Raw genomic sequence first — 20,085 nt, 5'->3', positions numbered from 1 at the left:
TTGTTATGAGAAAACTATATGCTATCGTATGTTTAGCTCTTTTGTCAAATGCATACAAAGCACAAGAATCACTACCATACTATCAGCAATATCTTTTGGATGGTGAGTTCCTGTTCAACCCAGCTCAATACGGAAAAACAGATTACGTACAGCTCAACGCCAATTATCAACAACAATTTTCCAAATTCAGCAATTCTCCGAATGTACAGTCAATCGGGATGAATGCGAATATTTTTGATAGAGTAGGTGCCGGTATTTCTGTATTCAGAGACAGCAATGGGCCTATTTCTGCCGGAGGTATTACAGCTGGTGCTTCTTACTTTATTCCTTTAAGCAGTGAAGGAGACAGAAAAGACCAGTTCTCTTTCGGTACAAGTGTTAACTTTTATAACATGAATTTTGACTATTCAAAAATCAATACTGAAGAAGGAGGTGATCCACTTTTGAGAGGAGAAGAAAGTAACATCTTTATGGTGTATGCCAACTTCGGTTTGGCTGCTACCTACAGAGGTTTATTCGGGGGTGTTTCCGTGAATGATATTGCATTAAGTAACGATGCATCTATCGTAAACAACTACGAGCCTTCACCAATTAAATTCTTCTTAAACTTAGGGTACAACTGGAATATTGCTGATAATATTACTTTAGCACCTTCTGCTTTGATCAACCTGAATACAAACTCAACGAGAATGATCGACTGGAACCTTATGGCAACATTCTCTAATGATATTAACGCATTCTCTTTCGGGGTAAGTTACAGAACCGTTCAGAACAGATTCGATAACCAGAACCTGAGTATTTCTCCAATTGTAAAAGTAAGATTCAACAAATTTATGATCGGAGCTACTTATAACCTTGGAATCTCTGATATTCAGACTTATGGAGGAAACAGCTTCATGATCGGTCTTGGTTATAACTTCGATAACTTTATTAATGTTAGAGGATTTAGATATTAATCAATTTAATTTAAATAAATTTGAGCTCTGATTTTTTCAGAGCTTTTTTTATGATATATATTCACATTCCTTTCTGTAAACAAAAGTGCAGTTACTGCAATTTCCATTTTTCAACATCTCTGAATTTTAAGGATGAAATGCTGCGTGCCATGAAAACTGAAATCATGTTGCGGAAAGATGAATTACAGAATAAAGCTTTGAAATCACTCTACTTCGGAGGGGGAACGCCTTCAATTCTTTCGGTGGGCGAGATCAATTCTTTAATAGACGAAGTTTTAAGATATTTCAGTTTTGAAAAAGATATTGAGATTACTCTGGAAGCCAATCCGGATGATTTGGATAAAAACTTTTTGAAGCAGCTGGACGGAACACCTGTGAACAGACTTTCTATTGGGACACAAAGCTTTTTTGAAGAAGATTTAAAACTGATGAACCGTGCCCACACGGCGTCTGAGGCAGAAGGTTCTATCAAACGTGCCCAGGATTTCGGATTTGAGAACCTGAGTATTGATTTAATTTACGGTTCTCCTACCTCCAATCTTGAGATATGGAAAGAAAACCTGAATAAAACAATCGCATTGGAAGTTCCTCATATTTCGTCCTATGCTCTGACCGTAGAACCTAAAACCGCTCTGGAAAACTGGATCTCAAAAGGGAAGGTAAAAAGCCCGAAAGAAGAAGAACAGAACAGAGAATTCTATTACCTGTCAGACTTTTTGAAGGACAATGGCTTTGAACATTACGAAGTCTCAAACTTTGCTAAACCAGGCTTTTACTCCCGCCACAATTCTGCCTATTGGAAATACCATGAATACCTTGGAATAGGACCTTCAGCACATTCTTATAACGGATTCGATGTGAGAAGCTGGAATATAGCCAACAACCAGCAGTACATCAAAAAACTGAATGACAAACTTCTGGCGAAAGAAGAAGAAATCCTTTCCCAAGAAGATCAGTTCAATGAAATGATTATGATTGGGCTTCGGACCATTTGGGGCGTAGATCTTACAAGTCTGAAAAACAAGTTTAATGATCGGTTTTTAGAACATTTTCAGTCGGAAATTAAACCTAAAATAGAAGAGGGAATTTTAATCATTGAAAATGAACATTTAAAGATCCCTGAGAAACATTGGTTCATGGCAGACGGAATTGCTTCGGATTTGTTTATTGTTTAGACGTTGCATATCATACAATGGTGCATAAAATTCACTATTTTTGTATAAAATTTCACTTCATTTGAAAACAAAGAAACAAGATTATTCACACCTTTCACCCAGTCAGCCTATTGGTATTTTCGATAGCGGGGTAGGAGGACTTACCGTTGCCAAAGAAATCAAGAGACTTCTTCCTAACGAAGATCTTATTTATTTCGGAGATACGAAGCACCTTCCTTATGGTGAAAAATCCAAGGAAGCCATTATTGAATATTCTACTAAGATTACCAATTTTCTGCTGGAGCAGAACTGTAAAGCGATTGTCATTGCCTGTAATACGGCAACAGCCAATGCGTTGAATGAAGTCATGCAGTCTGTAGGAGGTAAAGTTCCTGTAATAGATGTGATCAATCCCGTTGCTGAAAAAGTATCTTACGAAATACATAACAATGTAGGAGTGATTGCTACCAAAGCAACCGTGAATTCAGGATTGTACAAAAAAAGTATCAGAAAGCATAACAAATGGATTAAAGTGGACGAATTGGCGACTCCGCTACTGGTTCCTGCGATTGAGGAAGGATTCAAGAATCATCCTATTACCCATGCAATTATTTACAATTATCTGAGCAATAGTAAGCTGAAGAATATTGAAACGCTGATTTTGGGCTGTACCCATTATCCTCTTCTGATTGATGAGATCAAACAGTATTATGGAAACAGAGTTCGTGTCATCGATTCCCCTAATATTGTTGCCAATCATCTGAAGATTATTCTGGATAAGTATAATCTTCTGAACGAACATAATCCAAAACCGAATTATCACTTCTACCTTTCGGATCTTACCAAGAATTTTGAGAAAATCTCCAAGAAGTTCTTTGGTAAAACGATCGATTTGGAATTGAAAGTTTTATAACACAAAAAGCTGTTTCAGATGAAACAGCTTTTCTTTTTTCCATAGGAAACGGTTTAAAAATTATGCTTCTACAATTACTTTTTCCACTTTCAGCCTTGTTTTCGGATTGAATTTTGGCTGATTGGTATCTGCTTCATCCTTTTCGCCAATTGCTACGGCAAAAAGGGTTTCATATCTTTCATTGTTAAGGATACCATCGTACAGATCCGGCTCTATACCTTCCATTGGAGTAGAATCGATTCCCATTGAAGCACATGCAGAAAGCAGCACTCCTAATGATAAATAAACCTGATGGCCCAACCATGATTTTACCGCTTCTTCACCTTTAGTTTTTACTCTGGTTTTGTAGTAATTTACATTCCCTTCAGGAAGATGCTCTTCAATTTGTTGCTCAAAATCTTCCGTATTTTTCAGCACCTGGAAGATGATCAGGTGGCTGCAGTCCAATACTTTTTCTTTGTTGATGAATGAAACTTCTGCCAATTGTTTTTTAAGCTCCTGATCATGGACAAAAATAAAGTTCCATGGCTGGCTGTTGATGGAAGAAGGGCTAAGGTTTAAAATTTCTTTTAATTCTGAAATTTGCTCTTCACTGATTTTTGCTGCCGGGTTATACTTTTTCACAGTATACCTGTTTTTCATTTGGGTTAAAAAGTTCATAATTTTATACTATCATTTTTATAGTTACAAAATTAATTTAAGTTTAATAACTTTGCAATAACGGTTAAAAAGGATAGTATAAAAATGTATACGATTGATAATAAAAAATACCCTTGCTGTACCAGCGTGACAATGCGGTTTATAGGAGGAAAATGGAAGGCTGTGATTTTATATCACCTGATTGAAGGGGCCAAAAGATATAATGAAATAAGAAAATCGATTCCTACCATTACGGAAAGAACTTTAAGTTTACAGCTTAAACAACTGGAAGATGATGGGATTGTGGACCGAAAAGTTTTTACAGAGAAACCTCCTTTGGTGGTGGAATACGAATTGACTGAGTTTGGGAAAACCCTGCTTCCGGTATTAGAAGTAATTACAAATTGGGGGAAAACAGCCCCGGAAAAATCAAAAAAAATAATCAGGAATTAAAGTTCCTGATTATCTTCTTTATTAGGTTCAAAAAAACTGAAACTTACGTTTCCGTATTTTCTGGTATCGATCAGATTAGGATGTTCAAGCTTCATACGGCTTTGGTGCTCTACGATCAGAACTCCGTTTTCTTTTAAATATTTATTGTTCAGAACCAGAGAGATCAGCTCGTAGTATTTTTTCTCTTCCATTTCAAAAGGAGCATCCGAGAAAACAATCTCAAAATCTTTTTTATTTCTGAACTTTTTCAGCCAGTCGAAAACATCTCCTCTCTGCACGTTGATTTGCAGAGCCATATCAAGTTCCGATGCGGTAGAGTTGATAAAAGCGGTATGTTTCGGATTCATCTCTACAGAAGTGATATTCTGGCAACCTCTGGAAGCGAATTCCAGGGTAATAGAGCCAATTCCGGCAAACAGATCAAGGACAGCAATAGACTGCATATCATATTTGTTTTCCAGAATACTGAATAGAGCTTCTTTGGCGAAATCAGTGGTAGGTCTGACTTCAAAGTTTTTGGGAGCGGCAATTTTTTTGGCTTTCCATTTGCCTGATATTATTCTGAACATGTTTTTTGTTAGGGTTTAGGTGGTAGATTATAGGTAGCAGGTGACTGTGTCTGGGAACTAATCCCTAATCCCTGCGGCCTGCAACCTAGTTAAGTATAAAATTCTTATTAGGAATATTGTCAAACACGATTTTCAGGTTTTTGACAAATTTCTGAAGCTCGGAAATAAACGTTTCGTTCTCTGTAGTTTCACCGTAAGCGTAGAAGCTGGTTTCATTGATGCCAAATCCTATTTTGCTTAAAGTAAACATTACGAAATAAAGGAAATCAACTTCTGAGTTTACATCCAGGTTGTTGTAAAGAATGATCTTTTTATTGTCAATGGCGAAAAACTCGCACTGATTGTGGTAAAGATTGATGTGGATCTCCTTATTGTTTTTATTTTGGATAGCGCTCAGAAACCTTTCACCGGAAAAATTGAAATGAACCGGTACTGCCAGCTCCTTTATTTTTTTATAATAATTCTTCGGGAAGGTGTAATAAAACTGAAGTCCGTATTTTTTGTTGATAGAAAGCATCAACTCTTCTTTTTCTCTATCAGCAGGCGCATTGAAGGCAATCAGATCAAAGCCTACTTCATGCTGGGAAAAACCTTCAGGCATCAGAGTAAAATGATTCAATGCTGAAATTACCTGAATTTCATCAAAACGCTGTTTGATAAGAACTTCATCAAGTTTTTCTTCAATAAGATTGGCTGGAGTCTCTTCTGTAACGAAATAAGACTTTTCTTCCAGAATGCTTTTGTTTTTCACAATCTGGTAAATCAATCCGTCTTTGGTAAAAAGTAAATTAAGTACGTTCATATTTCAATTCCTGCAAATTTAGTGAAATTCTACCATTACCGCACCTGATTGATGGTGAAGTATTTCCTTATTATAAAAATCAACATTCACGAGGCTTTCCAATACATCCCGAACCATCCTTTGCAAAGTTCCGTCACCAATGCCGTGAACGATTTCCAGTCTCTTGAGATTATTCTTTCTGCAAAACTCAATCACTTCTATGAGTTTTTCCTTTTGGATAAACAATCTTTCAAAGCTGTCATAGTCACTGGGATTCTTTACCAAGTTATGAAAATGCAGGTCTAAAACCAAATGGCTTTTCTGATGTTTTTTAGAAATAATCTTCCTGGGTTCTGCCTTTCTTACCACTTTTATATTTTCGTACAGATCAGCATTTTTGGGGACTAACTTTTCTTTTGGATATTGGTGGGTAAAACCATATTCATCTTTGAAAACCACAATATTTCCCTTCACGGAAGTAATTACCCCGCTTAAATCTTCATCTACTACCGAAACCTTATCGCCGATCTTCATATTTTTTTAGAATTGTCTGAACCCATTATTTGTGCAAAGGTAAAAAGTAAAATGTATAGAAGGCAAACTCCTTTATTCTCAAACCCTCAAACCCTCTCACTCACTACACTCGCGGTCCCAGTTCAATCACTTCCAGATCTTTGATCTCCTCACCATCCACTACAAAGCGCATCATTGTTCTCACCTTGTGCCAGCCCTGTTTTCCGCAGGCACCGGGATTCAGATGCAGCAGGTTGTTTTTTTCATCATACATGGCTTTTAAAATATGTGAATGGCCGGAAATAAATAACTTCGGAGCCTTTTCTGCAATTTCCTTTTTAGTTAAGGGAGTATATTTTCCGGGATAGCCACCGATATGGATCATCAGTACCTCCAGTTTTTCACAAAAGAAACGATTGACTTCCGGAAACTCAGCCTGAATTTTAGCATTGTCAATATTTCCGTACACTCCCTTCAGAGGCTTTATTTTTTCAAGCTGCTCAATCACCTCCAGACTTCCGAAATCTCCGCAATGCCATACTTCATCCGCCTGAGAAGCATATTCTAAGATTCGGTCATCAATATAAGAATGGGAATCGGAAAGGAGTAGGATCTTTGTCATTATCTAAGGGTTCTTTCTGTAATATTTTCGTGGTATTTATCTTTAAAAACCGCTACACGGTCAGCATTCAGTTCTCCGTCATGATTGATTACTCTTTCCTTCAGCAGCCATTTTATCAGTTTTTCCATACCTTTTTTAGAATTCATGAAGTTGGAGATTTTAGTCATATCCGTAGATTCCACTTTTGTTTTCTCAGTCAGGAAATTCAGGATAAAATAATCATCATTTACATATCTTGGTGTTTCATTATCCATATATCGGTAAAGAAGAACTTCCTCATCATCTTTCATCGAGAAAAATGAATATTGAGCTACATTGATCTTTTCTGCTTTCAGGATCTGTTTTCCATCCAGCAAAACTTTATCGTCTTTGATGGTGACTTCCTGAGAAAAGTATACATTACAGCTTATCATTACGATGAAGAACGTTAATAATCTTTTGACTGCCATTTTTAATAGTTTTAAGACTGCAAATATAAAAAATTGTCCACGCTCTGTTATTGATAAGAAATATCTTTTGTCCTGCGTATAGAGTCTAGTTTCTTTTCTGTTGCTGCATCAAAAACCTTTCTCAGTTTCAGTTCATGTTCTGTAAGCTTTGAAATGACAAAAGTACCATTCATATTGGCATTGGAGGGAAATAAAAGGGTGACTGTGGTGTCAGATGCTTTTTTCCATGTTCCTATATAAAGATCAAATCTTATATTTTTAGGGATAATATCTTCCTGTGTATTGTATCTGTAAGGAGAACTTTCCAGATTTCCAGTAATTTTTCCGCTTTTCTGAAACCTGAGCCCCTGTCTTTTTTTCTCAAAAGCTTTTTGATTTTCATAAGTATAAATATAAGTATCCATACTTTTCAGATTCCATGTTTGAAGAAGCTGTGGATCGGAAGTCCTATCCTGACTTTTAATACGACAAACGGCAAAAAAAGAGACAAAAAAGGTACAGACGAATTTTCTCATAGGATGATGGCTGATTAATGGGAATAACAAAAATTTTAACGCTGCAAAGTTAGCATCATATTTACTAAATTTGGGAAAATTAAAAAAAACAATGAAACAGAAACTTTCTTTTTTCATTTTTCTTTTGACCGTAGGATTGGCGAATGCACAGGTTGAAGAAAAAAAGCTGGACGAACTGATCCAAAATACGCTGAAGACCTTTGATGTTCCGGGAATGTCGGTAGGAATTGTAAAAGATGGTAAAGTAACCTATTCCAAAGGCTTTGGAGTTCGTTCTCTTACCACGAAGCAGCCTATGGATGACAATACATTGGTAGGGATTGCTTCCAATTCTAAAGGTTTTACATGTGTGGCATTAGCCATTTTAGCTGATGAAGGAAAATTGAACTGGGATGATAAAGTTTCAAAATATATCCCTGAATTTCAGATGTATGATCCTTATGTTTCCCAAAATGTGACGGTGAAAGATCTGATTACACATAGAGCAGGATTAGGTCTCGGACAGGGAGATCTGATGTTTTTTCCGGAAGGAGGAAGCCTAACGGTGAACGATATTATACACAATGTAAGATACCTGAAACCGGAAAACCCTTTCAGAACAAAACTGGATTATAACAACATCATGTTCATTGTAGCAGGAGAAGTGATTCACAGAATTTCCGGATTGAGCTGGGCCGAGTTTATCGAACAGAGAATTATGAAACCTGTGGGAATGACTTCCAGCTTTGGAAGCTACAACAGAGCAAAAGCAGCAACTAATAAAATTGATGCTCACGCTCCTGTAGATGGAAAAGCCATTGCTGTTCCTCACGATTGGAACGAAACGGGTAATGCAGCAGGCGGAATCATGAGTAATGTTAAAGACATGACGACCTGGGCAGAATGTTTATTGAATAACTTCACGACTAAGGATGGTAAAAAATTAGTGTCAGATAAAAATGTACAGCAGCTTTGGAGTTTACAGATTCCTGATAGAGTAGCCGCAAAAAATCCATATGATACCAGTTTTTATGGATATGGCTTAGGCTGGTTTTTAAGTGACGTTAAAGGGCACAAACAAGTACAGCATACAGGAGGTCTGATCGGAACTGTTACCCAGTTTACCCTGATCCCTGATCTTAAACTGGGAATCGTTGTATTGACGAATCAGCAGTCCGGAGCAGCATTCAATACCATTACCAATACGGTGAAAGATTCTTATCTTGGAGTGGCAGACAGAAACTGGCTGAAAACATATGGAGATAGAATGTCTAAAGTAGAAGCTGAATATAATAAACAAAAGAAAGAGGCTTTTGCCAAATCAGAAGCATTTAAAAAAGAAAAATCACTTCAACCCAAAGCAGATCAGTTTACCGGAACTTACAATGATGTCTGGTTCGGAGATGTAGAGATTGCCCAGCAAGGAAATACTTACAGAATTACCTGTAAAAATTCTCCAAGACTAAAAGGAGAACTTCTTCCGTACTCCAACAATTCTTTCATTATAAAATGGGACGACAGAAGTTATGATGCAGACGCTTATATGATTTTTGATTATGATGAAACAGGGAGAGCACAATCAGCAAGACTGAAAGCAATTTCTGATGTGACGGATTTCAGTTTTGATTTTGATGATCTGGATTTGAAGAGGAAGTAAGAGCGAAAAGGCTAAAAGGTAAAAAGGCGAAATCGTAAAATATATTCAACATGAACGGGCTTAGGCTCGTTTTTTTGTTTCTAACACAATTGTTTTCTCGTAGATTTATCTGATAACGCAGATTTTATGAGTAATGATATTTTTTATAATATAATTCAATAGGAAGGGGCTTAGGCTCGTTCTTTTTATATACGCAATTAACCACCCCGTCAAAAAATAAATTTTTTGCCACCCCTCCGGAGGAGGGGAATGTATGGTATGTAAAAGATAAAGGGTTTACTTGAGAAGATTTAGATCTTGTTGTGATAAAGAAAATTCAGTATTCAGGTGTTGTTTTTCAAAGAAGTTTTTTAATTCAAGCAGACGTTTTCTATTGTCATAGTGAATGTTTGCATTCAGTTTTTGCTGGCAGAGTGAGCAGGCTCTTGCAACATGATAATCCGTTTCCGTGAGGCTATTGGTTCCGTTCATGACGCAGTTGGCATTCAGACAATGGGTAATTCCAAACATATGTCCGATTTCATGAGAACTGATCTTCATCAATCTTAGAAGGCTCTCGTTAAAATTAGACGTTGTCAGATGCCCGTCAGCAAACCTGTATATTGAGCTTACTCCCACACCATTTTCGTAGGAAGCAAGTCCGAATACATAGTTCCAGTCAGGTCTGGGAAAAAGATCTCTTTCTGTGATTCCCATCAGAGCTACTGCATCCTGAGGTTTTCGTTTGATTAAAATACTGTCCAATACATAGCTCGCCAGAATCTGCTCCTGTCCATCTTTAAAAATTCTTTTTACGTTTTTAGGAAAAATACTATTGGGTAGAGTAGGAAGTATTTTTGTTTCCAGCTGGAAATATATTTTTAAATATTCTTTTGTAAGGGCTATTTCTTTTTTCTGAAGCTCATCAAACTGTCCGATGGGCTGCAGGTAGATCGTATTTTTTCCGGGTGCAGGTGTTATCTTTTTTGTTTTTTGAAAATCTTCAAACGTCTGGAAATGTTCATCATGATTATACCGCCAGCTTCCAGGTTTGGGAGAGGACAGTTTGATGTCATTTAAGGCAATGGTTTCAAAATAAGTTTTCTCTTTCTTCTGGCATGAAAAAAGAAATATGAAAATTGTGAAGCAAAAAAATAAAGGTCCAAAATTATATTTTCCCCGGCTCATAAAAGAATAGGAGTTTCTTTTTGGCACCGTCAAATTCAGACCAGGATTCGCAGTCTACTTCAAAACCGGCGACTCCGCAGGTTGGGAAATGAAAAATATCTTCAGAAATAGAATTGGCAAAATTGGAGATTCCATTATTGTGTGAGAAGAAAGCAACCGAACTCAGATTGTCATCCAGGTCATAGATTACAGATTCAAAACTTCTTTCCGACGGATTATACAGTTTTTGATCCGTAGAACAGTTCAGCTGATAGGCCTGATTAAAAATTTTACAGGTATTCAGGGCACGTACTGCCGGGCTCGATACGAAATGATCGATGGAAATATTATTGTTTTTTAAGAATCTGGACATGTTCATAGCATCCTCCAAACCTTTGTCTGCCAAGGGTCTGTCAAAGTCGTCCGTTTCTTCCGGCCAGTCGCTTTTTGCATGTCTTACGAGGATGAGTCTCTTCATATATCTGTTTTTTGGAAGATTAAAATTATAAAAAAAATAATGGAATAAAACATGATTTATATAAAAAAACTGCGTTATGAATAAAATCAGTAAATTTTACTAAATTTGCAGACTTATGGGACAAATCCTTGCAATAGACTACGGAAAAGCCCGTTGTGGCATCGCTGTGACGGATGATATGCAGATTATAGCCAGTGCGCTGGAGACTGTTGAGACCCGTTTTTTAATAGAATTTTTGAAAAAATATTTTAGCGAAAATAAGGTGGATGAAGTAGTGATTGGGCTTCCCACAGATTTGAAAGGAAATATTTCAGAAGTGGAAACTGATATTTTGAAATTCATTGAAGAATTTAAAAAAGAATTTTCGGATATTGCAGTCCATCGTTTTGATGAAAGATTTACTTCCAAAATGGCCTCATTTTTTATCTCCCAAAGTGGGAAAAATAAGAAAAAGAGACAGGAAAAAGGATTAATAGATAAAGTAAGTGCAACTATTATATTGCAGAATTTTTTAGAACAAAGATTAAGATGATACTACCGATAAGAGCTTTTGGGGATCCTGTTTTGAGAAAAGTAGGAAAAGATATAGACAAAGACTATCCTGAACTACAGGAACTGATAGGCAATATGTTTGAAACAATGTACAGCGCAAACGGCATTGGTCTGGCGGCGCCGCAGATTGGTCTGGATATTCGTCTGTTTGTAATAGATGTGACTCCTCTTGCAGAAGATGAGGATTATGAGGATATTAAAGATGAGCTGGCAGAGTTCAAAAAAGTATTCATCAATGCCAGAATTCTTGAAGAATCCGGTGAAGAGTGGAAATTCAACGAAGGTTGTCTGTCTATTCCGGATGTAAGAGAAGATGTGAAAAGAAAGGGCACTATCGTGATTGAATATTATGACGAAAATTTTGTGAAACATACAGAAACTTTTTCCGATATTAGGGCCCGCGTAATTCAGCATGAATACGACCACATTGAGGGGGTTCTGTTTACCGACCATCTGAGTGCTTTGAAGAAAAAGCTGGTAAAAGGAAAACTTACAAAAATCTCTCAGGGTGACGTGAGCATCGGTTACAAAATGAGATTTCCCAAATAATATAAACAAGGATAAAAAGAAATAATAAAAGGCAAAAAGCTAGTGCTGATTGCAGAATTTACAAAAAATAAAATTATGCTGTTAGAAAAAATAATTTCAATTTCTGGAAAACCAGGACTTTACAAATTAGTTTCTCAATTAAGAAACGGATTCATCATTGAAGATGTAACCAACAAAAAGAAAGTAAGCATCGGAAACTCAAGCCAGGTAAGCTTATTGGATAATATCGCTATGTTTACATTTGATAAAGAAGTTCCTTTGTTCGAAGTTTTTGAAAATATTGCTAAAAACTCCGATTATAAGGAAACCATTTCTCACAAATCTTCTGATGCAGATCTTAAAGATTTCATGTTGACTTCACTTCCAAACTATGATACAGAAAGAGTATATGCTTCTGACATCAAGAAATTGGCACAATGGTATAACATCCTTCAGAAGGCTGGATACATCACTCCGGAAAGCTTTGTGAAAGCAGAGCCTGAAACTTTGGAAGGTGAGCCTGCAGAAGAAGTAAGCATCGAGAAAGAAGCTAAAAAAGCAGCTCCTAAAGCTGAAAAGCCTGCTGCACCAAAAGTAAAAGCGACTTCAGCGGCAAAAGCAGCTCCTAAAAGCACACATACTAAAAAAGGATAATTCATTCCTGAATTGAAAATACAGATCCCTGTTGAGATTTTTCTTGACAGGGATTTTTTTTTGGTGCGAAGATTGAGTTTTCCTAATAGACAAAAGATGATAGATCAATAGATAATAGACAAGAATCAGGAGCAAGAGAAAGGATGATAAATTCGGAGTTGGGCGTTTTTATAAAAACCTATCAGGTTTAAAGTTGATACAGATCCTTGTTGATATTTTCTCAACAGTGATTTATCATTAAACATTAAACATTAAACATCAAACCTAATCCCGCCCTCCAAAACTTTCACTCCTCACCACTACCACAGACGCAAAATAACCCTTACATTTGTATAAGATTGAATTCTCTATTACTTATGAATACGAAACAGGAGAAGCTAGAAGCTTTCGGAAGATTATTGGATATTATGGATGATTTGCGTGAGAAATGTCCATGGGATCAGAAACAGACTTTACAGTCCCTTCGCCATCTTACCCTTGAGGAGACCTATGAGCTTTCTGATGCTATTTTGCAGGAAGATCTGCAGGAAATAAAGAAGGAACTGGGAGATGTGCTGCTTCATTTGGTTTTTTATTCAAAAATCGGATCAGAGGAAGGCAGCTTCGATATTGCAGATGTTATCAATTCTCTCAATGAAAAGCTTATTTTCCGTCACCCGCATATTTATGGAGATACGGAGGTAAAAGATGAAGAAGAAGTAAAACAGAACTGGGAAAAGCTGAAATTAAAAGAAGGGAATAAATCGATCTTAGGGGGAGTTCCCAAAAGCCTGCCCAGCCTGGTAAAGGCTTACCGGATTCAGGATAAAGTAAAAGGTATCGGTTTTGAATTTCATGATGCAGAAGATGCCTGGAAAAAAGTGGATGAAGAAATTCAGGAGTTTCATGCAGAGACAGACCTGGATAAAAAAGAACAGGAACTGGGCGATGTGTTTTTCTCACTGATCAACTATGCTCGTATTTCCGGAATCAATCCTGATTCTGCTTTAGAAAGAACCAATCTGAAATTTATTTCAAGATTTCAAAAAATGGAAGAACTTGCTGAAGAGCAGGAATTGAAGCTCGCTGACATGTCTCTGGAAGAGATGGATGCTCTTTGGGAAAAGGCCAAACAGCTTCAGTAATATTTTCTGGAATGATTAATGCTTCTTATGTTCAGTTAAAAAAATAAATCAATATGTTACGCTTTCTTATATTACCTGCATTGTTTTTGTTGAGCTGCAATCCAAAAGCACAGAATTCACCAGTTAAAAATGATGAATTGAAGATAGAGTTTGCTCTCCCTAAAAAGCTGAAAGAAGTTTCAGGAATTACTTTGTCTAAGGATAAGAAAACCATCTGGGTAATAGAAGACAGAGGCAACAAAAATGCGGTCTATGGACTTAAGGAAGATGGGCAGATGGTGGCTAAAATTCCGGTTGAAAATAGCGAAAATACGGATTGGGAAGACATTATATCAGATGCGAAGGGGAATATCTACATTGGAGATTTCGGGAATAATGATAATGACCGTAAGGATCTTGCTATTTTGAAAACAGATCTGAAGGATGTTAACCAGACGACAACAAAAATTATTCAGACCACAAAATTCCATTATCAGGGACAGACCGATTTTCCTCCTAAAAAATCCAACTTATTATACGACTGTGAGGCATTTGTAGAAATGAACGGGAACTTTTACCTTTTTACAAAGAACAGAAGCAAAGGTTTTGACGGAACTTTCCTGGTATTTCAGGTGCCTAATAAGGAAGGGGATTTTGAAGCGAAGCTGATTGGGAAGTTACAGCTTCAGGGAGGCTATAATGATGCTGCTATTACTTCAGCTACGATCAACAGTACAAAAGATAAAATCGTTCTGCTTACCCATAAAAACATTCATGTTCTTACAGGTTTTACAGCCAATGATTTCAGCACTGCTAAAATTCAAAAAATTCCTTTAAATCATAATTCACAAAAAGAAGCCATTGTTTTTCATGATGACAAGACCTTAATGATTGCTGACGAGAAAGCTAAAAATGAAGGTGGAAATGTGTATACTTTTTCCTTTTAAGCATTAAATGTTTATTTTCGCGGTCGATTAAATGACTATGAAAAAATTATTTTATATTGTATTGACCCTAAGTTTATTTTCGTGCAGTACAAATGATGACTCAGTAGAGAATACTCAGACAGATCCGGAACTGGATAGAGGATATGTTTTTGAGATGGACCAGCGCTTTCCTTTAAAAAGCCCCGAACTATATTACCAGTTTACTTATGAAAACGGACGCTTAAAAAATATATTGGGCAGGTATTATCCTTCCTATTCAGGGATAGGATATTTTAATGCTAATGTACTTACACAACTTACCTATACTCAAAATAAAGTACAGATAGATTATTTGGAGGCTGAAGGAGTTGCAGGCTATAAAACGGTGACTTATCTAATGGATCATAACAGGCCGATAAAGTTTGAGCAGTATCAGAATTATCCTGGGTATCCGTCTTATCTGGAAAGATCAAAAAGCTATACTTATGAACAGGATAAGATAACGACTTACGAAAAAAGAGGAGGCTGGGAACTTTATACATTCTACTACTTCAATAATCAGAAAAATCTTATTAAGAGTGAAACGTTGGAGAAAACCGGAGGTGTCGATAATAAAGTAACCACAACTATTTATTCTGACTATGATACTGCTAAAAACCCTTTCAGAAAATTGTATCTGGTCAATGAAGATTTTTATGAAAAAGGTTTATCTGCAAATAATTTCAGAGCCAAAAAAACAACCAGTCAGTATCTGCCAACTCCGGCAAATGGTAATATGACTTATCCACCGGGCTATGCCAATAGCGAATGGACTTACAACTACGATTCCAATGGCCAGGTGCTGTTATATTTTCCACTTAAGAAAATTGAATAAATCAAAATCCACAGAGAATATCTGTGGATTTCTTTAATAATAGAGTAGAAATGAAAATGATTACAGTATTTTTTATTAAGGGGTAAGATAAGAGATATGAATATTACCGCTTGACAGTCTGAAATCCTGTGTATAGCGGCAACGTATCCTGAATGTATCTCCCGCATTAAAGAAATTGATCGATGACAGATTATGATTGAGCCCCGTTGTACGCTCTCCGTGCCCTGTAGAGATCCCGGCGAGGGTAGTGAGCGTAGGAGAAACTCTTTGGATATAAGAGTTTGCGGTTCCTGCGGTTTGTCCGTTGGGATTCAAATTCAGATCATAGGTAACATACGGAACAATATTATAAAATCCGGGCTTTACTACGGTAAAAAGTCCTGTAGAAGAGTTATAGGTTAAATAAGCCGTATCAATTTTGTTGCTTACATTAAAAATATAGGTTTGTGAGTAATTCTCATGGGTATTTACCGGGGTGTTGTGAGTGCCGGTGTAGCTTCCGCTGGCCGGGCTGATATTATTTTTGTTTCCCACATAGATCACTTTTAAGAAGTTTTCAGATTCAATGCTTTTCCAGACCGGGGCATTTCCGGTTCCGTTTGACATTAAAAATTCACCTTTATTCCCTGAGTTCCCTTTGGTCTGAGCGTCTCCGCCTACATTAATATCTTTTACTACCTGAAGAGAGCCATTCACATGAAGTGTATTTTGAGGAGTTGGAGTTTTGATCCCTACTTGAGCATTTAGACTTATAGATATGACAAATAATGCCATATATAACAGCTTTTTTTTCATCGAATTGTTGATTTTGTTTTGTTTGTTGAAACAAATATAAAATGTTTTTTAAATGTCTATTTTTTAGGAAATTGACAAACATATTCGACATTTTATAAAGATGAATGATAGCTAAGAAAATATGGCCTTTAAACAAAAGCCATATTTGTTTTATTGATGAAAAATATAAACCAAAAAGTGGAATTATTAAATTTAAATTAATTTATTTTTTTTTAATAGTCTACTGTTTTTGTATTTTAAAAATCTGTTTATTAACAGGTTGTATGTAAGATTTTGTGAATAATTCTTAATTTAAAAATTAGAGTTATTATTGTTTTTTTTCAATGGGGTATTTAGAATTTCATGCCTACTCCCGCAGAGATTCTTCCTCCATCTGCCCCATAGAAATAGTTCAGCCTTGCAGACATCATCTCTACAATGCTGAGCCATACTCCTGCTCCTACAGACTGATGCCATTTTTTGGAATATTCATTGTCATTCCATACACGGCCAATGTCATAGCCGATAAGAATTCCCAGGTTGGCCGGTACAATATTGTTTCTTATTCTTCCGAAATCCCATCGTATTTCCGAGTTATTGATAAAGTATGATCTTCCGGAGAATCTTTCATTCCTGAAGGCCCGCATCCCATTGTTGCCCCCAATAGCAGCGGCCTGATAAAACTCGAAATGATTATTGTTGATCCACATGGCATTGCTGGAATTGGCAAATACGAAATTTCCTTTTTTATCAATTCTGTGATCAATGGCCAATTTACCGTTCAGGGTCAGGAAATTTCTGTTGAAATCCGAAAGGGTAGCCTTCCAGTTAGCATTCAGCATAAACTCCAGCCCAAGAGTAGGAAAGGCAGCATTATCTGCATTTTTATAACCAAATGTATAATTAGCACCCACAAACTGCTGGCTGTTGAATACATCAGGTCTTACATCCGGTGACTGATTGATGAAACGGCCATCTTTTCTCTGTACTTTGTTGTCTTCAAAAGTCAGTTGAATCTGATGGCTGAGATTCATCCAGCTTTTTGTAGCAATAGACGGGGCAAAGCTGAATTTAGAAATTCGTGCTCTGTTGTATTCTCTTTCCGTATTTTCTTTGTCATAGGGACTATCATTAGACAGACCAAAGAAGTTCTGAGAGAACCTTGGCGTGGTATAGAATGCATCCAGGTTGAGATCCCAGCCGGAAATGGCCTTTTTGAAAATACCTTTATATTCTAAGCTGAATCCTGCTGTTGCGGTATAGAAATTGGCTTTCAGGCTATGCCTTTGTGTGAATGGATCACGGATGAAATTATTCACCGTATAATTGGCAAGCGCACCAATGATTACCCCATCATCGGGGTTATAATCGATATTGGGATAGCCGGCAAAAGCGTTGTATTTCGGATGCTTATAATTGTACGAGTTAATGTCGTAATCATCGGTAATATTTTTGGTTGCATTACCAGCGTTATACGTGTTTTTCTGAGATTTGAAGTCGTAGATCTTTACCTTTCTTCCATCGGCTACATTGTAGGTGTCATGATTATATCCACCGATCAATCTGATGGTCATTTTAGGACTTCCTGTACCCACTACATCATAAATATCATCATCTTCCAGTCCATAGATCCAGAGTTCTTTCGTTTTGGAATCATGATAGGTTTTTTCAAAAACCAGTTCATTTTTGTCCTTATTCTTCCCCAGTTTATATTGCTGTACCAGTACAGAATGGTCATTTTTTGTGATGACGAATTTATCAGGATTTACCGTTCCTGCCAAAGGAACTTTTTTCTGCAATACATCATAATACTGAGCGGCATATCCCTGTAGTTTCGTTTTCCGTATTTTCAACTTCCTTTGGATGTCGTCAATGGTTTCGTCCTGTACTTCTTTCGGAAGATTATGGAATGCATCATCAATATCAGTATCCGTCAGATGTTCCTGGATATATTTTGCCTGCGTTTCCCATTCCTCCTGAGTAGAACCTTTTAAAAATACCAGATCCATAGGATAAGGCTCCATAGCCAGCCATTTTACACTGCTTATATCTTCCGTAAAGGTTTTCATATGGCGGATAGCAGGAACATTCATAATAAGCTTAAACGCTGCACCATCATATTTGCTGAAGGCCTGATCCCTGTCTTTCGGAATCGGTTTATAAATGATTTTATCTCCTGCTTCATATTCTGCCCATTTCCATTGATCAGAGTGTCTGTCCCAGTCGCCGATCAGCATATCGAATAGCCTGGCTCTGATGTAAGAATCTTTGTCAACAGAATATTTAGTACTCTTATTGATGTTTTTTAAGACATCATCAGTAGAAAGAATATCTTTTGCATTGTCCAGATAGGCCAATGTTTTCGGATCGGAAGAAAAACGCTCTTCAATCATATACATTTCATCACCGTAGTTTTCATTATACTTTCCTAAGGCCTGTTGTTTTGGAATGTAGTATAATTTCGGATTACTGTGGAGAATATTCAGTTTATCAGACATATTTCCAATCGTAAACGGAGTGAAAGGGTGATTGGTGGTGTAAAAATCTAACAGGAATTTTTCAGGAAAAGTATCTGCCAGTTCCTCACCTAATGTACTTTTCTGGAAAGCCATATTGTTCAGAAAACGGATGGCACTTTTTTTCACTCCACGCATTACAAACTCCTGCCCGTCCGTTGATTTTAATCGTAAACTGTTGGACTGGTTTCCTCCTCCTTCTCTGAAAGGAACATATCCGCCATTCAGCTCTGAAAGGTTGGCTGTAGGAGCTTCAATAGGAATTCCGTAATACTTTCGGTAATGGTCTCCCCATAACCATCGGTAAAAATTACCTTTTTGGGTAAGCTGTACCGGGTAAATGGTGGAAGAGAATGTAGATGGAAAGGTGTTGGGAAAATTATTCACAAACACATCCGGTTTTGAAATGACCGAGATATGCGTCAGCTTTTGAAGCTGTGCCTCTTTTGTAGAAAAATATTCTATATCGGTACTTTGGTCTTTTCTGATATTTAAAACGGCAAAACCGCTGCCACCATAAGAGAAATCTGTTTTTTCAACAATGGTAGACGGATCCACTTTAGATCCGGCGCCGCTGATGATCTGCCTTAAATTTCCATCCTCATGATATTGTAAATTATGATCATGTCCGGAAACGAAAATAATATTTTCCTTATCCTGCACAATACTTTTCAGTCTGTTGGCCAGATCTGCGTAATGCTGGTTATTGAGATCCGCAGGGCTTGCTCCTGAAGAACTTCTCAGTACATTCAGAAAACTGGCGATAACAGGAATGGGAACTTTGCTGTTGAAAGGGAAAAGATGGGATTTTGCAGAGGTAAATCCGGCATGGGTACCACTACTGATAATAGGGTGGTGGAGGGCCACAATAATTCTTTTGCCCTGATTTTTAATGATGAGGTCTTTGAACTCTGTGAAGAAGTCTTCACGGGTTTTGATATTACAGTTTTTATTAATGCCCGGGTGATTATCCCAGTTGGTAATGACCCATTCTGTATCAATGGCGATCAGCTTGATATTCTTGGTGATGTTTATATCATCGATAGGGCAACCGTTTTTAGGCAGAAAAGCTTTCTTATCATCAAAATATTTTTTGACTACTCCTTCCTGCGTATTAAGACCTTCCAGTCCGCTGTACCAGTCGTGATTTCCCGGTATTACCAATGTTTTTCCTTTGAAGTTTTTGGTAATATCGAGTTGGGCTTCCAGTTTTTGTTTGGCGGAAGCATAGCCTTTCTCCTTTTCCTTAGGCATGCCGTTGGGATAGATATTATCCCCCAGAAAGATCAGCATCGAATTGCTGTCTGCGGAATCCAGCTTGGATTTCAGTAAAT

22 protein-coding genes are annotated in these 20,085 nt (G+C 37.1%); 11 read left to right on the top strand and 11 right to left on the bottom strand.

Annotation, left to right across the window (positions count from 1 at the left end; translation table 11 throughout):
- Window positions 1–5: 5 nt before the first annotated feature.
- The 3 genes from AC106K_RS18570 to murI all read left to right on the top strand — a co-directional run bounded on the left by AC106K_RS18570 (window position 6) and on the right by murI (window position 3,023).
- Window positions 6–956 carry a PorP/SprF family type IX secretion system membrane protein gene (locus tag AC106K_RS18570; RefSeq protein WP_047098874.1) on the top strand — a complete coding sequence of 317 codons (951 nt, stop codon included), beginning with the start codon at window positions 6–8 and terminating at the stop codon, window positions 954–956.
- A 50-nt stretch (window positions 957–1,006) separates the two neighbouring features.
- Window positions 1,007–2,131 (top strand): radical SAM family heme chaperone HemW, encoded by a 1,125-nt coding sequence (gene hemW / locus AC106K_RS18565; protein WP_482446928.1) that lies wholly within the window; start codon window positions 1,007–1,009, stop codon window positions 2,129–2,131.
- A gap of 61 nt (window positions 2,132–2,192) precedes the next feature.
- Window positions 2,193–3,023, top strand: coding sequence for a glutamate racemase (gene murI / locus AC106K_RS18560; protein WP_482446927.1), 831 nt, complete (start codon window positions 2,193–2,195; stop codon window positions 3,021–3,023).
- A gap of 60 nt (window positions 3,024–3,083) precedes the next feature.
- Here murI and AC106K_RS18555 read toward each other — a convergent pair whose 3' ends face one another.
- Window positions 3,084–3,683 carry an NAD(P)H-dependent oxidoreductase gene (locus AC106K_RS18555; protein WP_482446926.1) on the bottom strand — a complete coding sequence of 200 codons (600 nt, stop codon included), beginning with the start codon at window positions 3,681–3,683 and terminating at the stop codon, window positions 3,084–3,086.
- Between the two features lie 84 nt (window positions 3,684–3,767).
- Between AC106K_RS18555 and AC106K_RS18550 the strand changes: the two genes are divergently transcribed.
- On the top strand, window positions 3,768–4,115 hold the full coding sequence (locus AC106K_RS18550; protein ID WP_482446925.1) for a winged helix-turn-helix transcriptional regulator: 348 nt from the start codon (window positions 3,768–3,770) through the stop codon (window positions 4,113–4,115).
- On the opposite strand, the gene AC106K_RS18545 is transcribed toward AC106K_RS18550, so the two are convergent.
- The 6 genes from AC106K_RS18545 to AC106K_RS18520 all read right to left on the bottom strand — a co-directional run bounded on the left by AC106K_RS18545 (window position 4,112) and on the right by AC106K_RS18520 (window position 7,453).
- Window positions 4,112–4,684, bottom strand: a complete 573-nt coding sequence (locus AC106K_RS18545) for an RsmD family RNA methyltransferase (protein WP_482446924.1) — start codon at window positions 4,682–4,684, stop codon at window positions 4,112–4,114. The two genes, AC106K_RS18550 and AC106K_RS18545, sit on opposite strands and share 4 nt — an antisense overlap.
- 85 nt (window positions 4,685–4,769) lie before the next feature.
- Window positions 4,770–5,486 (bottom strand): DUF3822 family protein, encoded by a 717-nt coding sequence (locus AC106K_RS18540; RefSeq protein ID WP_482446923.1) that lies wholly within the window; start codon window positions 5,484–5,486, stop codon window positions 4,770–4,772.
- An 18-nt stretch (window positions 5,487–5,504) separates the two neighbouring features.
- On the bottom strand, window positions 5,505–5,999 hold the full coding sequence (locus AC106K_RS18535; RefSeq protein WP_482446922.1) for a Smr/MutS family protein: 495 nt from the start codon (window positions 5,997–5,999) through the stop codon (window positions 5,505–5,507).
- 103 nt (window positions 6,000–6,102) lie between these two features.
- On the bottom strand, window positions 6,103–6,600 hold the full coding sequence (locus tag AC106K_RS18530) for a metallophosphoesterase family protein (protein WP_047098882.1): 498 nt from the start codon (window positions 6,598–6,600) through the stop codon (window positions 6,103–6,105).
- Window positions 6,600–7,049, bottom strand: coding sequence for a hypothetical protein (locus AC106K_RS18525; protein ID WP_482446921.1), 450 nt, complete (start codon window positions 7,047–7,049; stop codon window positions 6,600–6,602). Before AC106K_RS18525 ends, AC106K_RS18530 begins: the two co-directional genes overlap by 1 nt.
- Before the next feature lie 47 nt (window positions 7,050–7,096).
- On the bottom strand, window positions 7,097–7,453 hold the full coding sequence (locus AC106K_RS18520; protein WP_185290902.1) for a hypothetical protein: 357 nt from the start codon (window positions 7,451–7,453) through the stop codon (window positions 7,097–7,099).
- A 202-nt stretch (window positions 7,454–7,655) separates the two neighbouring features.
- Here AC106K_RS18520 and AC106K_RS18515 point away from each other — a divergent pair, with 202 nt between their 5' ends.
- The gene (locus tag AC106K_RS18515) at window positions 7,656–9,200 is read left to right on the top strand and encodes a serine hydrolase (protein WP_482446920.1); all 1,545 of its coding nucleotides are present in this window, start codon (window positions 7,656–7,658) and stop codon (window positions 9,198–9,200) included.
- A 276-nt stretch (window positions 9,201–9,476) separates the two neighbouring features.
- On the opposite strand, the gene AC106K_RS18510 is transcribed toward AC106K_RS18515, so the two are convergent.
- On the bottom strand, window positions 9,477–10,367 hold the full coding sequence (locus tag AC106K_RS18510) for a Zn-dependent protease (RefSeq protein ID WP_482446919.1): 891 nt from the start codon (window positions 10,365–10,367) through the stop codon (window positions 9,477–9,479).
- Window positions 10,348–10,824: a histidine phosphatase family protein gene (locus AC106K_RS18505; protein ID WP_047098886.1), complete on the bottom strand. Its 477-nt coding sequence runs from the start codon at window positions 10,822–10,824 to the stop codon at window positions 10,348–10,350. The genes AC106K_RS18510 and AC106K_RS18505 overlap by 20 nt, the downstream gene beginning before the upstream one ends.
- A 115-nt stretch (window positions 10,825–10,939) precedes the next feature.
- On the opposite strand from AC106K_RS18505, the gene ruvX reads away from it, so the two are divergent.
- The 6 genes from ruvX (at window position 10,940) to AC106K_RS18475 (ending at window position 15,461) form a co-directional block, all read left to right on the top strand.
- Window positions 10,940–11,356: a Holliday junction resolvase RuvX gene (gene ruvX / locus AC106K_RS18500; protein WP_482446918.1), complete on the top strand. Its 417-nt coding sequence runs from the start codon at window positions 10,940–10,942 to the stop codon at window positions 11,354–11,356.
- On the top strand, window positions 11,353–11,925 hold the full coding sequence (gene def / locus AC106K_RS18495) for a peptide deformylase (RefSeq protein ID WP_482446916.1): 573 nt from the start codon (window positions 11,353–11,355) through the stop codon (window positions 11,923–11,925). The genes ruvX and def overlap by 4 nt, the downstream gene beginning before the upstream one ends.
- Before the next feature lie 75 nt (window positions 11,926–12,000).
- A complete protein-coding gene (locus AC106K_RS18490) occupies window positions 12,001–12,558 on the top strand; it encodes a DUF5606 family protein (RefSeq protein ID WP_482446915.1) in 558 nt (185 codons plus the stop codon).
- A gap of 356 nt (window positions 12,559–12,914) precedes the next feature.
- On the top strand, window positions 12,915–13,682 hold the full coding sequence (gene mazG, locus AC106K_RS18485) for a nucleoside triphosphate pyrophosphohydrolase (protein ID WP_482446913.1): 768 nt from the start codon (window positions 12,915–12,917) through the stop codon (window positions 13,680–13,682).
- 53 nt (window positions 13,683–13,735) lie between these two features.
- Window positions 13,736–14,608 (top strand): hypothetical protein, encoded by an 873-nt coding sequence (locus AC106K_RS18480; protein ID WP_482446912.1) that lies wholly within the window; start codon window positions 13,736–13,738, stop codon window positions 14,606–14,608.
- Between the two features lie 37 nt (window positions 14,609–14,645).
- Window positions 14,646–15,461 carry a hypothetical protein gene (locus tag AC106K_RS18475; protein WP_482446910.1) on the top strand — a complete coding sequence of 272 codons (816 nt, stop codon included), beginning with the start codon at window positions 14,646–14,648 and terminating at the stop codon, window positions 15,459–15,461.
- Between the two features lie 75 nt (window positions 15,462–15,536).
- Here the strand turns inward: AC106K_RS18475 and AC106K_RS18470 are convergent, their stop codons facing one another.
- Window positions 15,537–16,256, bottom strand: a complete 720-nt coding sequence (locus tag AC106K_RS18470; RefSeq protein ID WP_482446909.1) for a hypothetical protein — start codon at window positions 16,254–16,256, stop codon at window positions 15,537–15,539.
- Between the two features lie 332 nt (window positions 16,257–16,588).
- Window positions 16,589–20,068, bottom strand: coding sequence for a metallophosphoesterase (locus AC106K_RS18465; RefSeq protein ID WP_482446978.1), 3,480 nt, complete (start codon window positions 20,066–20,068; stop codon window positions 16,589–16,591).
- Between the last annotated feature and the right edge of the window lie 17 nt (window positions 20,069–20,085).

The organism is Chryseobacterium sp. FR048 (assembly GCF_056844665.1).
This window is presented reverse-complemented; position numbering and strand designations above follow the sequence as displayed.

Excerpts from the sequence above, each read along its gene's own strand:
- AC106K_RS18570 (WP_047098874.1), top strand. The coding sequence starts at position 6 with ATGAGAAAACTATATGCTATCGTATGTTTAGCTCTTTTGTCAAATGCA.
- hemW (WP_482446928.1), top strand. The coding sequence starts at position 1,007 with ATGATATATATTCACATTCCTTTCTGTAAACAAAAGTGCAGTTACTGC.
- AC106K_RS18555 (WP_482446926.1), bottom strand. The coding sequence starts at position 3,683 with ATGAACTTTTTAACCCAAATGAAAAACAGGTATACTGTGAAAAAGTAT.
- AC106K_RS18550 (WP_482446925.1), top strand. The coding sequence starts at position 3,768 with ATGTATACGATTGATAATAAAAAATACCCTTGCTGTACCAGCGTGACA.
- AC106K_RS18545 (WP_482446924.1), bottom strand. The coding sequence starts at position 4,684 with ATGTTCAGAATAATATCAGGCAAATGGAAAGCCAAAAAAATTGCCGCT.
- AC106K_RS18540 (WP_482446923.1), bottom strand. The coding sequence starts at position 5,486 with ATGAACGTACTTAATTTACTTTTTACCAAAGACGGATTGATTTACCAG.
- AC106K_RS18535 (WP_482446922.1), bottom strand. The coding sequence starts at position 5,999 with ATGAAGATCGGCGATAAGGTTTCGGTAGTAGATGAAGATTTAAGCGGG.
- AC106K_RS18530 (WP_047098882.1), bottom strand. The coding sequence starts at position 6,600 with ATGACAAAGATCCTACTCCTTTCCGATTCCCATTCTTATATTGATGAC.
- AC106K_RS18525 (WP_482446921.1), bottom strand. The coding sequence starts at position 7,049 with ATGGCAGTCAAAAGATTATTAACGTTCTTCATCGTAATGATAAGCTGT.
- AC106K_RS18520 (WP_185290902.1), bottom strand. The coding sequence starts at position 7,453 with ATGGATACTTATATTTATACTTATGAAAATCAAAAAGCTTTTGAGAAA.
- AC106K_RS18515 (WP_482446920.1), top strand. The coding sequence starts at position 7,656 with ATGAAACAGAAACTTTCTTTTTTCATTTTTCTTTTGACCGTAGGATTG.
- AC106K_RS18510 (WP_482446919.1), bottom strand. The coding sequence starts at position 10,367 with ATGAGCCGGGGAAAATATAATTTTGGACCTTTATTTTTTTGCTTCACA.
- AC106K_RS18505 (WP_047098886.1), bottom strand. The coding sequence starts at position 10,824 with ATGAAGAGACTCATCCTCGTAAGACATGCAAAAAGCGACTGGCCGGAA.
- ruvX (WP_482446918.1), top strand. The coding sequence starts at position 10,940 with ATGGGACAAATCCTTGCAATAGACTACGGAAAAGCCCGTTGTGGCATC.
- def (WP_482446916.1), top strand. The coding sequence starts at position 11,353 with ATGATACTACCGATAAGAGCTTTTGGGGATCCTGTTTTGAGAAAAGTA.
- AC106K_RS18490 (WP_482446915.1), top strand. The coding sequence starts at position 12,001 with ATGCTGTTAGAAAAAATAATTTCAATTTCTGGAAAACCAGGACTTTAC.
- mazG (WP_482446913.1), top strand. The coding sequence starts at position 12,915 with ATGAATACGAAACAGGAGAAGCTAGAAGCTTTCGGAAGATTATTGGAT.
- AC106K_RS18480 (WP_482446912.1), top strand. The coding sequence starts at position 13,736 with ATGTTACGCTTTCTTATATTACCTGCATTGTTTTTGTTGAGCTGCAAT.
- AC106K_RS18475 (WP_482446910.1), top strand. The coding sequence starts at position 14,646 with ATGAAAAAATTATTTTATATTGTATTGACCCTAAGTTTATTTTCGTGC.
- AC106K_RS18470 (WP_482446909.1), bottom strand. The coding sequence starts at position 16,256 with ATGAAAAAAAAGCTGTTATATATGGCATTATTTGTCATATCTATAAGT.